The sequence below is a fragment of the Salegentibacter sp. genome (assembly GCF_036568425.1).
Taxonomy (GTDB): Bacteria; Bacteroidota; Bacteroidia; order Flavobacteriales; family Flavobacteriaceae; genus Salegentibacter.
The window spans coordinates 1-13,169 of sequence record NZ_DATCSO010000049.1; the positions used below are offsets into that span (position 1 = coordinate 1).

The window sequence follows — 13,169 nt, forward strand, 5'->3', positions numbered from 1 at the left end:
TACTGCATCCTGGAAAATCCACAAAAAAGGAGCTTATTTTGCCAATCCTTCTTTCACGCAAATTCACCCAACCTGTATTCCGGTTTCGGGAGACCATCAGTCTAAACTTACATTGATGTCTGAATCTCTTCGGAATGATGGAAGAATCTGGGTGCCTAAGAAACTGGAAGATGCCAAAGCTATCCAGGAAGGCCGCTTAAAGCCTACCGATCTAAAAGAGGAAGATCGTGATTACTACCTGGAAAGAAGATATCCTGCCTTTGGTAACCTGGTGCCTCGGGATGTGGCTTCCAGAGCAGCCAAAGAGCGTTGTGATGCCGGATACGGGGTTAATAAAACCGGGGAAGCAGTATTCCTTGATTTCAGTGCCGCCTTTATGCGATATGGTAAGGAAGCAGCCAACACTCAGCATCTGAAAAACCCTTCAGATGAACAAATAAGGGATCTTGGGAAAAAAGCTATTGAATCCAAATACGGGAACCTCTTTCAGATGTACGAAAAAATTGTAGATCAGAACCCATATGAAACACCAATGATGATCTACCCTGCGGTTCACTACACTATGGGAGGAACCTGGGTAGATTACAATCTTGAAACTACAATTCCTGGATGTTTTTCAATAGGAGAAGCCAACTTCTCAGATCACGGAGCAAACAGACTTGGAGCTTCTGCCTTAATGCAAGGCTTGGCCGATGGATATTTTGTACTTCCTTATACTATAGGAAATTATCTTGCTGCCGATATTAGAACAGGGGCAATCCCAACAGATAGCCCCGAATTTGATGAAGCTGAAAACGCTGTTCGTAGTCAACTTGAGAAACTTTGCAATAATAACGGAACAAAATCTGTTGACCATTTTCACAAACGTCTTGGAAAGATTATGTGGAATAAAGCAGGGATGTCACGTAATGCCGAAGATTTGAAATCGGCGGTGGAAGAAATAAAAGCGCTTCGGGAAGAATTCTGGAAAGATGTTAAGGTTCCGGGAGAAGTAAACGAACTCAATACCGAGCTGGAGAAAGCAGCCCGGGTTGCCGATTTCCTTGAACTGGGTGAGCTATTTGCTGTAGATGCCCTTCACCGAAACGAAAGTTGTGGAGGTCACTTTAGGGAAGAATATCAAACCGAAGAAGGGGAAGCCCTTAGGGATGACGAGAATTTTATGTATGTTGCTGCCTGGGAATACACGGGTAAACCAAGTGAAGCTATTCTGCATAAGGAAGATCTTAATTACGAATTTATCGAAGTTAAAACAAGGAGCTATAAATAGAATTGAGAGCTGAGTATTGAGAAGTAAAATTCTCGATACTTACTACTCACTACTCAATACTGTACAATATGAATCTTACACTCAAAATATGGCGTCAGAAAAACGCTACAACTAAAGGGAAACTCCAGACTTATCCGATAAGTGATGTTTCTCCCGATATGTCTTTTCTGGAAATGTTGGATGTTCTTAATGAAGAATTAGTTAATAAAGGGGAAGAACCTGTGGTCTTTGACCACGACTGCCGTGAAGGTATTTGTGGGACTTGTAGCCTTCAGATTAATGGAGAACCACACGGGCCCGATCGTGCTATTACTACATGCCAACTACACATGAGGATGTTTAAGGATGGAGATACTATCACTATCGAACCATTTAGAGCAGCAGCCTTCCCGGTTATTAAAGACCTTATGGTAGACAGGGATTCTTTTGAAAGAATTCAGCAGGCCGGAGGATACGTTTCTGTAAACACCTCGGGTAATACCCAGGACGCCAATTCCATCCCGGTACCAAAAGACAATGCTGATAATGCGTTTGATGCCGCCACCTGTATAGGTTGTGGGGCTTGTGTTGCTGCATGTAAAAATGCCAGTGCAATGCTATTCACCTCAGCAAAGGTGAGCCAGTTTGCTTTATTGCCGCAAGGTAAAGTAGAAGCTACCAGACGTGTGCTTGCCATGGTAGAGCAAATGGATAAGGAAGGTTTTGGTAACTGCACCAATACCGGAGCCTGTGAAATAGAATGTCCTAAGGGTATCTCTCTGGATAATATAGCCAGGATGAATAGAGAATATCTAAGCGCCAGTTTGAAATAATACAGGTTAAATTAATTATAATACAAATCCCGGACTTTGCAGTCCGGGATTTTTTTTTAACCTTACTGAAAACATTACTATGCCCAATTTTCAGCATTTACCTTCTAAACTCCCTGGCGGAAAAACCAGTATTTTTTCAATAATGAGTGACCTTTCCCGAAAACACAAGGCCATAGATATGTCACAGGGTTTTCCCAATTTCGAAACAGATATTGAGCTGAAGGAATTGGTCTCCAGGGCTATGAAAGACGGTTACAACCAGTATCCTCCTATGAACGGAATCCCTGAACTAAGGGAGCAAATAGTTGCTAAAATTGAAAATCTCTACAAACAAAAGTATAACGAAGCTTCCGAGATTATATTTACTGCTGGAGCTACCCAGGCTTTGTATTGCGCCATAACTGCATTTGTTCATCCAGGCGATGAGGTGATCGTTTTTAAGCCAGCTTACGATTCTTATGAACCCGATATAAAACTGGCCGGGGGAAAACCTGTGTTTGTCCAGTTGAAAGGAAAGGACTTTAAAATTGATTGGAAGGAACTCGAACAAAAGATTAGTTCCAAAACCCGTATGATCGTCATCAATACTCCGCATAACCCTACCGGAACTATTTTGAGGGAAGAAGATATGCTGAAACTGGAAAAATTGTTGGAAAACACCAATATTATTTTGCTTAGCGATGAGGTCTATGAACACTTAATTTTTGATGGCGAGCAACATCAAAGTGCTTCCAAATTCTCCGGTTTAGCTGAAAGGGCTATCGTTTGTGCTTCTTTTGGAAAAACTTTTCATAATACCGGATGGAAAATGGGTTATTGCGTGGCTCCTGAAGTTTTGATGAAAGAGATTATCAAATTTCATCAGGCCACTGTTTTTTGTGTAAACCATCCCATGCAGCGTGCTTTTGCTGAATATTTGAAAGAACCTAAACACTATCTTGAACTTGGAGATTTCTACCAGCAGAAACGCGATAAATTTCTTGATCTCATCAAAGATACAGGGTTTAAAGCTAAGCTCTCGAAAGGGACATATTTCCAGGTTTTAGATTACTCAGAAATAACCGATGAAGCTGATGTGAATTTTTCCAAAAGACTAATCACTGAATACGGTTTGGCCAGCATTCCGGTTTCGGTATTTAATATTGACGGAAAAGACAATAAACAATTGCGCTTCTGCTTCGCCAAAACCGATGAAACCCTGGAAAAGGCAGCAAGCATTTTACATAAACTTTAATCAAAGCTTACAGGTTTTAAGGACCTGTGAGGTTTTCAGAAATGGAAATCAACCTTCAAAATCAAACTTTTGAACTTCACCCTAGCGGTGCTGCTTTCTGGAAGGAACAGGAAATCTTGCTTATTAGCGATGTGCATTTGGGCAAGATCTCCCATTTCAGGAAATTTGGAAGTGCGGTGCCGCACAAAGCAATTAATGCTAATTTTATAAGGCTAAGCGAGGTGGTGGGGAAGTTTCGGCCAAAAGTGGTTTGTTTTTTAGGGGACCTTTTTCATAGCAACCTGAATAATGAGTGGAAGTTGTTTGAAAATTGGTTGAATTTCGTAGAAGCCCAGGTAGTTCTGGTAGCTGGAAACCACGATATCATTTCCCCGTTGAAATATGAAGAATCAGGAGTAAAAATTCATTCCGAATGGCAAATCAATGGGTTTGTGCTCACCCATCATCCCGGGAAAAGGGAAGGTCTTTTCAATATTTGTGGACATCTCCACCCGGGCTATCGTTTAAACGGAAAAGCAAGACAAAGCCTTAAGCTTCCTTGTTTCTTCCGAAGGAAAGACCAGCTTATTCTTCCTGCATTTGGAGAATTCACTGGAAATTTCATGATGGAATTAAACGAAGGGGAAGCCGCTTATGCAATTACCCAAAAAGAAGTAATTTTAATCAGTAAATAAAAAAATATGGAAAAGCGACTGGCCGTTTTAAATGCGATCTCTGTCATTTTGGTGATCACGCTAAGTTATGTCTCACAAACCGGAATTATTAACGACAATACAATGGGCAGCCTTAGCGCCGAGTATTATAATCTTTTTACTCCCGCCAGCTATGCTTTTGCTATTTGGGGTGTTATTTTTCTCGCACTTTTAATCTTTTCGGGATATCAACTTTATCAGGCTTTCGGTCCAAAAAAAGATCTCACTTTTCTCCGTAAATCAGGTTATTGGTTTTTCATCGCCAATCTAGCTAATGCCACTTGGATTTTTACCTGGTTAAACGAGCTTACCTGGCTTTCAGTCTTATTAATGTTTATTATTCTAATTTCCCTCATAAAAGTGATTCTTAAAACCAATATGGAGCGTTGGGATGCGCCTATTAACATCATCGCTTTTAGCTGGTGGCCAATTTGCCTGTATTCCGGTTGGATCTCGGTAGCGACTATTGCCAATGTTTCAGCCTACCTGGCGAAAATTGGATGGAGTGCTCCATTTTTTTCCGAAGAAATATGGACGATAATCCTTATCCTTGTTGCAGGAATTATTAATGTCGCAATAATCTATCTTCGGAATATGCGCGAATTTGCCGCTGTTGGAGTTTGGGCATTGATCGCGATCTATTTCAGACATTTTGATGAAATTCCTCTTATTTCCTATGCTGCGCTAATCACGGCAGTAATTATATTCTCTAATATTGTTTACCACGGCTGGATGAATCGAAAAACCAACCCAATGTATAAATTAATGAACCGTGATTAATAATTTTTTGCGACGGGATTAAAGCATTCCTTTAATGTCATTTCCCCAGCTGGGATAGGCAAAGATCATCTTTTTAACATCTTCGCAATTCAGGTTTCCACACATCACCATCACAAACATATTGATCAATTCCGAAGACTCGGGACCAACAAGGTGAGCACCTAAAACCTGACCGGTCTTGTTGTCAATAAGGGTTTTGTAGGCATAAACCTTTTCATTGATGTGTTTGGCATTAAACCAATCTGTAGCCAATTTATGCTTCACCTTAAAATCGTATCCTTTTTCCCGGGCCTCAGCTTCCAGCAAACCTACTGAAGCAAGTTTAGGTAAAGTAAATACTACGGTGGGTTGTGGAGGAAAATGGGCCTTTTTTGGTTTGTCTTTATTTAACAGATTAGCGGCCACAATCCGGGCTTCCTGGGAGGAAAGCGGGGTTAAGGGTAAGCCTTCACTGGCTGAAACGTCTCCGCAGGCATAAACGTTTTTGTTGCTTGGGCTCTGAAGATATTCGTTCACAACTATACCTTTCCTGCTGAATTCAACATTGCCCTTTTCCAGATCCAGCTCATCAATGGAGGGCACTCTTCCGGCAGTATTGAAAACCATTCCGGCTTTTACTGAAACCTCTTTTCCATTCTGAGTTGCCGTAACCCTGAAATTCTTCCTAAGCTTTTCAATTTCGTTGACCTTGGCGTTGAAGATAAAATCAATCCCCAGTTCTTCTTCTGAAACCTGCTGAAGGTACTTGCTCATATCCTCATCAAAATTGGTGAGGATCCTGTCTGCCATTTCCAGCATAGTGACCTTAACTCCAAGTCGGGCTGCAACATGGGCGAACTCCATCCCGATGTATCCGGCTCCAATAAAGATCATCGATTCCGGTAGTTTTTCAAGGTTGAGAAAGTCGTCGCTGTAAAGTGCATGATTACGACCAGGGATTCGCAGTTCCATTGGTTTGTGCCCGGTGGCAATCACGATCTTATCTGCCGTTACGGTTTTACCTTCCACCGAAAGGGTATTTTCATCGAGAAATTTGGGTGACTGGTGATACATTTCAATCCCCAGTTTTTTTAATTTTTTCTCGGTAGCTGCAGGAACAGCATCGACGAAGGTATTTTTAAAGGCCATCAGGTCTTCCCATGAAAATTCCGGTCCACGGGTAATTCCCTTACCTTCCATTTTTTTGGTACGGTCCAGGATCTCGGTGAATCCGGTCAGTACTTTTTTGGGATCGCAGCCCCGATTAGCACAGGTGCCGCCATATTCCCGGTTATCGGCGATTGCGACCTTTAGCCCGGCATCAATACAGGCATAGGCCACTCTTTTTCCGGCAGTCCCGGTTCCTATTACGAATACATCAAAATGTTTAAAGCCCATAGTTTTTAATTCTATTCTGAAATTAATAAACACCGCACTTTTTTGCTGTTAGGGAAATGGTAAATCTTAAAATGAGATTAGATCTGAGAGTGAAATTTAAAATTTGTAAATTTATAAGACTAATAAAATAGTGATATGGAAGCTGTAGAACTTAAAAACACGGTATTGAAATATGTCGATAAAGCCGATGAACGTCTTTTGGAGATGATGCTTTCCCTTGCAGAAAATTATGAGGAGAAATTATCTACCCCTCTTAGCGAAACAGATTATCAGGAAATGGATCAAAGAAGATTAAATCATTTAAACGATAAAAGCGAATCCTATACATGGGAAGAGGTTCGGAAAAAAGCTAAGAATATTTTAAAAAAATGACATTTAAACTTATAATAAAAGAGGAAGCCCAATTAGAGATAATTGAGGCTTTTCTTTATTATGAGGAAAAGAAAGTAGGGCTGGGTGGCTCATTTTTAGATCATCTGGATTCTTATTTCAAATGGATAAAGAACTATCCGTTTCATTTTTCAGAGAAAAGAAAACCATTTAGGGAGGCTGTAATTAAGCGCTTTCCATATCTCATCATTTACGAAGTTTTGGAGAATGAGGTCATTGTCTACTCAGTATTTAATACCTGGCAGAATCCAAAAAGTAAGTTCCCACGTTAAAAAAATGTTGACTTGTTGCGAAGCCCATATCGGGGAATTATCTTTGCCCCAATGAGTAAATCTATTATCGCCCAAAGCTTTGCACAGTCCCCGCAACAGCAGGAATTGAGGGAAACCCTTGTCTCTTCTGAAAAAAATGATTCTAAAATTCAACTTAAAGGCCTGGTTGGCTCTTCATTTTCCTTTGTGACAGCCAATGCTTTTAAGGAAGCTGAGAAGCCTTTTTTGTTAATCTTTAACGACAAAGAAGAAGCCGCTTATTATCTCAACGATCTTGAGCAGCTGCTGGGTGATAAGAATGTGCTCTTTTATCCCGGAAGTTACCGTCGCCCATACCAGATCGAGGAAACCGATAATGCGAATGTTTTGTTGCGGGCCGAGGTTTTAAACCGAATTAATTCCAGAAAGAAACCGGCAATAATCGTTACCTATCCCGATGCTTTATTTGAAAAAGTTGTTACCAGAAAAGAGTTGGACAGAAGTACGCTGAAGATTTCCGTAGGAGATGAATTATCCCTGGATTTTGTAAACGAAGTACTTTTTGAATATAAATTCAAGCGGGTAGATTTTGTGACCGAACCCGGAGAGTTTTCGGTGCGTGGAGGGATAATTGATGTTTTTTCTTTTAGTAACGACGAGCCTTACCGAATTGAATTTTTTGGCAATGAAGTAGACAGTATCAGAAGTTTTGATGTGGAAACGCAGCTTTCTACAGATAAAGTGAAGAAGATCTCGGTGATGCCGAACGTGGAAGACAAACCCCTGGACGAGATCAGGGATAGTTTTCTAAGATATATTTCTAATCAGACCGTCGTTTTTGTAAAAAACCTCGATCTGCTCACTGCTCAGGCCGATAAACTTTTTCGCAAAGCAGAGGAGGCTTTTCAGAAACTTTCCGAAGAAGTAAAACACAGTGAGCCACAAGACCTTTTCTGTGACGGCCAGTTAATAAGAAGTCAGTTGAAGGAATACATGGTGGTAGAACTCAGTAACCAGACTTATCTGGAGACTGAAAAGGTCATTGAGTTTCAAACCAAGCCACAGCCTTCTTTCAATAAGCAGTTCGATTTGCTTATCGACAACCTGATCGAAAATCAGGAGAATGGCTATAAAAATTATATTTTCTGTGTAAGCGAACAACAGGCAAAGCGTTTCCACGACATCTTTGACGACCAGGAAAAAGAAGTGAAATACGAAACCATAACGCTGTCCCTTTTTCAGGGTTTCATAGACGAGCTTGGCAAAAATGTATGTTATACCGATCACCAGATCTTTGAGCGCTATCATAAATTTCATCTCAAGAATGGGTACGCCAAGAAACAGGCGATAACTCTAAAAGAACTCACCAATCTGGAAGTTGGCGATTACGTGACCCATATTGACCACGGAATTGGGAAGTTTGGAGGACTTCAGAAAATTGATGTTGAAGGGAAAAAGCAGGAAGCCATAAAATTGTTCTATGGCGAGCGCGATATTTTGTACCTCAGTATCCACTCCCTGCATAAGATTTCAAAATATAACGGAAAAGACGGGAAAGAGCCCAAAATCTTTAAACTGGGAAGCAATGCCTGGAAAAAGCTTAAGCAAAAGACAAAAGCCCGCGTTAAGCACATCGCTTATAATCTAATTGAATTATATGCCAAGCGCCGACTTCAGAAAGGTTTCGCATTCGGTCCCGATTCCTATTTACAGCACGAACTGGAGGCCTCTTTTATTTATGAAGATACTCCAGATCAAAGTACAGCGACCCAGGCGGTGAAGGAAGATATGGAAAGCGAAAGGCCAATGGATCGCCTGGTTTGTGGCGATGTTGGCTTCGGAAAAACCGAAGTTGCAATTCGTGCAGCTTTTAAAGCTGTTGATAACGGCAAGCAGGTCGCGGTTTTGGTGCCTACCACTATTCTGGCATTTCAACACCACCAAACCTTTTCTGAACGCTTGAAAGATTTTCCGGTTACAGTAGATTATTTAAACCGTTTCAGAACTGCCAAAGAACGCCGGGAAACCTTAGCCGATCTTGAAAACGGAAAGGTGGATATCATCATAGGAACCCACCAGCTGGTCAATAAAGCCGTGAAATTTAAAGATCTCGGACTTTTAATTGTAGACGAAGAACAAAAATTCGGGGTTTCGGTAAAGGATAAGCTCAAGACCATCAAAGAAAATGTAGACACGCTTACGCTCACGGCCACGCCAATTCCGAGAACCCTTCAGTTTAGTTTAATGGCCGCGCGGGACCTTTCTACCATCAGCACGCCGCCACCAAACCGTTATCCCATTGAGACCAACGTGATAAGATTTTCTGAAGAAACGATAAGGGATGCGATCTCTTATGAAATTCAACGGGGTGGGCAGGTTTTCTTTATTCATAACAGGATTGAAAATATTAAGGAAGTCGCAGGAATGATTCAGCGAGTAGTTCCAGATGCCAGGATTGGCGTGGGTCACGGCCAGATGGAAGGCAAGAAGCTGGAAAAACTGATGTTGAGCTTTATTAACGGAGAATTTGATGTGCTGGTTTCTACAACTATTGTGGAAAGCGGACTCGATGTGACCAACGCCAACACAATTTTCATCAATAACGCGAACAATTTTGGGGTTTCCGACCTGCACCAGATGCGAGGTAGGGTAGGGCGAAGCAATAAAAAAGCTTTTTGCTATTTTATTACGCCACCTTTTTCAGCTATGACTGAAGATGCACGGAAGCGAATTAGTGCGCTGGAACAATTTTCTGAACTGGGAAGCGGAATTAATATCGCGATGAAAGATCTGGAGATTAGGGGTGCCGGAGACCTTTTGGGCGGTGAGCAGAGCGGATTCATCAATGAAATTGGCTTTGAGACCTACCAGAAGATCCTTAATGAAGCCATTGAAGAGCTGAAGGAAAACGAGTTTAAGGATTTATATGCCGGCGATGAGGATATTGAAGACAAGAACTTTGTGAAAGAGACTCAGATTGACACCGATTTCGAGATCCTTTTCCCCGATGATTATATCAATAATATCACTGAAAGGCTCAATCTTTATACCCAGCTCAATAAGATCACTTCGGAAGAGGATTTACAAAAATTTGAGGCGGAGCTCACAGACCGTTTTGGGGAACTTCCCATCGAGGCGGTAGATTTGCTTAACAGCGTGCGCATCAAATGGATCGCTTCAAAGATCGGGCTGGAAAAAGTGGTGCTGAAACAAGGCAAAATGATAGGCTATTTCATCGCCGACCAGCAATCGCGTTTTTACCAGACCAATAATTTTACCCGTGTTCTGCAATACGTACAAACCCACCCGCAAAGCTGTACTATGAAAGAAAAGAAAACCCGCAGCGGATTGCGGTTGTTATTGACCTTTGAGAAAGTAACTTCCATAGATCAGGCTTTAAAAGTTTTGGAGCCTTTGGATTTGAGGGCGAAGGTGGAGGTAGAGGAGAAATAATTCTGTTTAAAGGTGATTAGTTTAAGAGACAGTATTTAAAAGCCCTCACGGGTTTTCAAAACCTGTGAGGGCTTTTAATCATTTAATAAAATTCAGGTAGCATTAATTCTGGCAACGAGCTTTAATCTTCCAGTATATACCAATCATAAAAAGTATATATAATTTCCCACTTTCCGTCCTTCTTTTGAAGGATATAGATTGGAGATTCATTTATACTTTCCGTTTTTAAAATCGCTATGTTATCCTCAACAATAATCGGTTTACTTATTCGAAATACTCCTCTGGAAATAGAATTTTTCCGATCAAAATTGGAGGAAAGATTAATATTGCCATTTAGGTGCTTAGTTGATAGCCTGCAAGGCTTTAAACCATATATAGAAGAATTTATATACCTTAATTTTTCTTTTCCTAAAATTTCTTTGAGTTTGTCATTTGAAATAGAAGTAGGGATGCCTACCCGATCAAAAATTTCTTTATAATCCTCAAAATATCTTGCCCAACCTTTTTCAAACAAGGTTGTCTCATAAATTTCTGTTTCTCCTGAATCAAAAACTGCATTTATTATTTCATAAGTTTTTGCATCACAATTAGTTTGAGCATTAATTTGTGAAAATGAAAGAAGAAAGAAGATAACTATTAAGTTTTTATGGACAAGGGGTACCTTTAGCGTCAACTTTATTAAATCTTTCATCTGCAATAATTTTTTGAATTTCATTTTTATTAGGGAGTTGAGAATATGTTGTTGAAGTTTCTAGCCCACCCCAGCTTAAACTTATATAGTAATCCATTGGCTGACGATGATTATCGAATACGGATAAAGAAATTGCGAATACATTGACATATTGGCCCATAAATTCGTGTTGAGTTAAGTTTAACCGATTATCTTGATTTTGAAACTTTTGGTAGATAAGATTAAGATCTTTTACTATATCAGAAGTTCTGTCTTCTTTCAAGATCAGCCTGATCCATGCATGGACTGACTCATGAATTATTGTTTTACCTATGGAAAGCTTTGTGCCATCTGAAAGAAGGTCAGTGTCTAAATTTATCTTCCAACCATCTAGATAAGGTGTTGTTGTGGCATTTATATCATTCCCTTCGGAATTTTTACCTAATTGGCTACTTTCAAAGTATAAACTATTGTCAGATGAGTTATTAAATAAATCCAAGATATATTGAGAAATATGTGTTAAATCTCCTGTTAAAGTCATATCTTTCTTTAATAATTCTTCGATAATGCCTTCAACACAGGGATTATTTAGTTCGTCAGTATTAATTTTCTCCTCTTCCTCCGGCAACACAGGTACAAAGCCACCATCGATATCATCTAAACCGTCCGGGTCATCACCATAAGTAGAACCGCCCGTGCTGCCTGAGCCTCCGCCATCGGGATTTGTAGGATCATCATAACTTATATCGGGATAGCTGTCCACTCCACCGCCACTTCCACAACTTATTTTGTACTCATAGCTGGTTAAACAGGAATATCCATTAGAAGTGCCATCTGAATGATATAGATTACTACAAACAGTTACGCCAGGGTAAACATATAAAGCACACCCATGACCACTTTTGGTGTTTTGGGAGTCAGTAATAGATTCTCCATTCTTCAGTTTGCTTGTACCTAATGGATTTCCCTTTAGTCCATAAAAGCTTAATCGGCCGTTGAAATGTTGAAAATCTTTTGATTCTCGAAGCCAGTTTTTTTCAGGGTGATATCTAACAATAAAGTAAGAAATTCCTTCCTTTTTGGAATGTCTTATAACAAGGTTATCGAAATAAATGTTGTTTTTTTCAATGGTTTCAGTTTTAAAACCATTAAGAACAAAGGTGTAATTTGTGTTTCCTTTTTTATCAATAAACTTTTTCCCTTTTGATTGTAAGGCGCTATGCCAGTTTGGTGTTTTAAGTTTTTCCTGGATAGAAGTAAGGGGGAGTATTAAATTATCAGAGAGAGCCTTGAACTCAACTATCTCTAATTGTGGTTCTTTTGGTTTGCTCACGTCCTCCTCAGCAATCTTTTTATTTAATTCCGGGGGGGGAGAATTTCTTCAGTTTCACAAGCTGCAAAGAACAGGGCTAAAATGCCAAGTAATTAGAATTTTTTCATTTAAGTAAGTTTAGGTTAAGTTGGCAGGGTAATTAGTTGCAATGAATTTATGCTTAAGTTTAGTAAAAACAAAATTATTTATTAAAATTGTTAAATTTTTATCGAAAAACATCAAATATGCCCAGTATATTCAAACCCCAACACCTCCTTTAATTCCACCGAGCTTATCTTTTTCCCTTTAGAAATCCCGGTTTGGTCAAATTCAGGAGGCTTTAAATTCTTTTCTTTTGCAGTTTTGGTGTAATAATCTTCTTTGGTTGGATGCTCTGGATAGGCAGCATTAAAGATCTTCCCCCAGGTTTCTTTTTTGATGATTTGATTTATCATTTCTATACAGTCTTCCTGCCTGATAAGATTTACCGGGGCTTTCGGATTTTTTATCCCCGTTTTGCCGGCCAGATATTTAACCGGGTGCCGGCCGGGACCAATTAACCCGCCGAAACGAATAACCGTAGTCTGAAAATGCTCGTTCTTCAGCAACATTTTTTCTGAAGAGATTAATTGCCGGGCAGCTTCTGAGGTGCCGTTTGCTTCGTCGTTCTCGGTGTATTCGGGGAAATCTTCCCGGTCTTCATAGACCGAGGTAGAACTAACGAAAATCACCCTCTCTACAGGAGATTTCTCAACATAATCGATAATACGGCCTATTTTGCCTACAAAATCGGCTTCGGGATCACTTCTCAGTCCGGGTGGGATATCGATGATTAAAACTTCGGCATCTGCCAGGAAGGAAGTGAGATCGCCTTGTACGCCTTCGGTAAAGACCTTGATCTGGTATGGGGTGATTCCCGCTTCCTGCA

12 protein-coding genes are annotated in these 13,169 nt (G+C 40.2%); 8 read left to right on the forward strand and 4 right to left on the reverse strand.

What is annotated here, in order from left to right; all coding sequences use genetic code 11:
- The 5 genes from VIM94_RS05055 to VIM94_RS05075 all read left to right on the forward strand — a co-directional run.
- A partial coding sequence (locus tag VIM94_RS05055; protein WP_332038203.1) for an FAD-binding protein occupies positions 1 to 1,270 on the forward strand: 1,270 nt, incomplete at its 5' end.
- Between the two features lie 68 nt (positions 1,271 to 1,338).
- Positions 1,339 to 2,082 (forward strand): succinate dehydrogenase/fumarate reductase iron-sulfur subunit, encoded by a 744-nt coding sequence (locus VIM94_RS05060; protein WP_332038204.1) that lies wholly within the window; start codon positions 1,339 to 1,341, stop codon positions 2,080 to 2,082.
- Positions 2,083 to 2,161: 79 nt separating this feature from the next.
- Positions 2,162 to 3,316 carry a methionine aminotransferase gene (locus tag VIM94_RS05065; protein WP_332038205.1) on the forward strand — a complete coding sequence of 385 codons (1,155 nt, stop codon included), beginning with the start codon at positions 2,162 to 2,164 and terminating at the stop codon, positions 3,314 to 3,316.
- Between the two features lie 41 nt (positions 3,317 to 3,357).
- Positions 3,358 to 3,990 (forward strand): ligase-associated DNA damage response endonuclease PdeM, encoded by a 633-nt coding sequence (gene pdeM, locus VIM94_RS05070; protein WP_332038206.1) that lies wholly within the window; start codon positions 3,358 to 3,360, stop codon positions 3,988 to 3,990.
- Between the two features lie 6 nt (positions 3,991 to 3,996).
- Positions 3,997 to 4,788 carry a tryptophan-rich sensory protein gene (locus tag VIM94_RS05075; RefSeq protein WP_332038207.1) on the forward strand — a complete coding sequence of 264 codons (792 nt, stop codon included), beginning with the start codon at positions 3,997 to 3,999 and terminating at the stop codon, positions 4,786 to 4,788.
- A gap of 18 nt (positions 4,789 to 4,806) precedes the next feature.
- Here the strand turns inward: VIM94_RS05075 and VIM94_RS05080 are convergent, their stop codons facing one another.
- Positions 4,807 to 6,198 carry an NAD(P)/FAD-dependent oxidoreductase gene (locus VIM94_RS05080; protein ID WP_332038208.1) on the reverse strand — a complete coding sequence of 464 codons (1,392 nt, stop codon included), beginning with the start codon at positions 6,196 to 6,198 and terminating at the stop codon, positions 4,807 to 4,809.
- Between the two features lie 102 nt (positions 6,199 to 6,300).
- On the opposite strand from VIM94_RS05080, the gene VIM94_RS05085 reads away from it, so the two are divergent.
- The 3 genes from VIM94_RS05085 to mfd are packed head-to-tail and all read left to right on the forward strand — an operon-like array spanning position 6,301 to position 10,259.
- Entirely contained in the window at positions 6,301 to 6,537 is a 237-nt protein-coding gene (locus VIM94_RS05085) for a hypothetical protein (protein ID WP_332038209.1), read from the forward strand.
- Positions 6,534 to 6,827, forward strand: a complete 294-nt coding sequence (locus VIM94_RS05090) for a type II toxin-antitoxin system RelE/ParE family toxin (protein WP_332038210.1) — start codon at positions 6,534 to 6,536, stop codon at positions 6,825 to 6,827. The genes VIM94_RS05085 and VIM94_RS05090 overlap by 4 nt, the downstream gene beginning before the upstream one ends.
- A 51-nt stretch (positions 6,828 to 6,878) precedes the next feature.
- A complete protein-coding gene (gene mfd, locus VIM94_RS05095; RefSeq protein ID WP_332038211.1) occupies positions 6,879 to 10,259 on the forward strand; it encodes a transcription-repair coupling factor in 3,381 nt (1,126 codons plus the stop codon).
- A 121-nt stretch (positions 10,260 to 10,380) separates the two neighbouring features.
- On the opposite strand, the gene VIM94_RS05100 is transcribed toward mfd, so the two are convergent.
- The 3 genes from VIM94_RS05100 to VIM94_RS05110 form a co-directional block, all read right to left on the reverse strand.
- Positions 10,381 to 10,950, reverse strand: a complete 570-nt coding sequence (locus VIM94_RS05100) for a hypothetical protein (protein WP_332038212.1) — start codon at positions 10,948 to 10,950, stop codon at positions 10,381 to 10,383.
- The gene (locus VIM94_RS05105) at positions 10,904 to 12,262 is read right to left on the reverse strand and encodes a hypothetical protein (RefSeq protein ID WP_332038213.1); all 1,359 of its coding nucleotides are present in this window, start codon (positions 12,260 to 12,262) and stop codon (positions 10,904 to 10,906) included. Before VIM94_RS05105 ends, VIM94_RS05100 begins: the two co-directional genes overlap by 47 nt.
- Positions 12,263 to 12,480: 218 nt before the next feature.
- On the reverse strand, positions 12,481 to 13,169 hold a 689-nt coding region (locus VIM94_RS05110; RefSeq protein WP_332038214.1), incomplete at its 5' end, for an NAD-dependent epimerase/dehydratase family protein.

Bases quoted from the DNA above. Each gene is read 5' to 3' on its own strand.
- VIM94_RS05060 (WP_332038204.1), top strand. From the start codon at position 1,339: ATGAATCTTACACTCAAAATATGGCGTCAGAAAAACGCTACAACTAAA.
- VIM94_RS05065 (WP_332038205.1), top strand. From the start codon at position 2,162: ATGCCCAATTTTCAGCATTTACCTTCTAAACTCCCTGGCGGAAAAACC.
- pdeM (WP_332038206.1), top strand. From the start codon at position 3,358: ATGGAAATCAACCTTCAAAATCAAACTTTTGAACTTCACCCTAGCGGT.
- VIM94_RS05075 (WP_332038207.1), top strand. From the start codon at position 3,997: ATGGAAAAGCGACTGGCCGTTTTAAATGCGATCTCTGTCATTTTGGTG.
- VIM94_RS05085 (WP_332038209.1), top strand. From the start codon at position 6,301: ATGGAAGCTGTAGAACTTAAAAACACGGTATTGAAATATGTCGATAAA.
- VIM94_RS05090 (WP_332038210.1), top strand. From the start codon at position 6,534: ATGACATTTAAACTTATAATAAAAGAGGAAGCCCAATTAGAGATAATT.
- mfd (WP_332038211.1), top strand. From the start codon at position 6,879: ATGAGTAAATCTATTATCGCCCAAAGCTTTGCACAGTCCCCGCAACAG.
- VIM94_RS05100 (WP_332038212.1), bottom strand. From the start codon at position 10,950: ATGAAAGATTTAATAAAGTTGACGCTAAAGGTACCCCTTGTCCATAAA.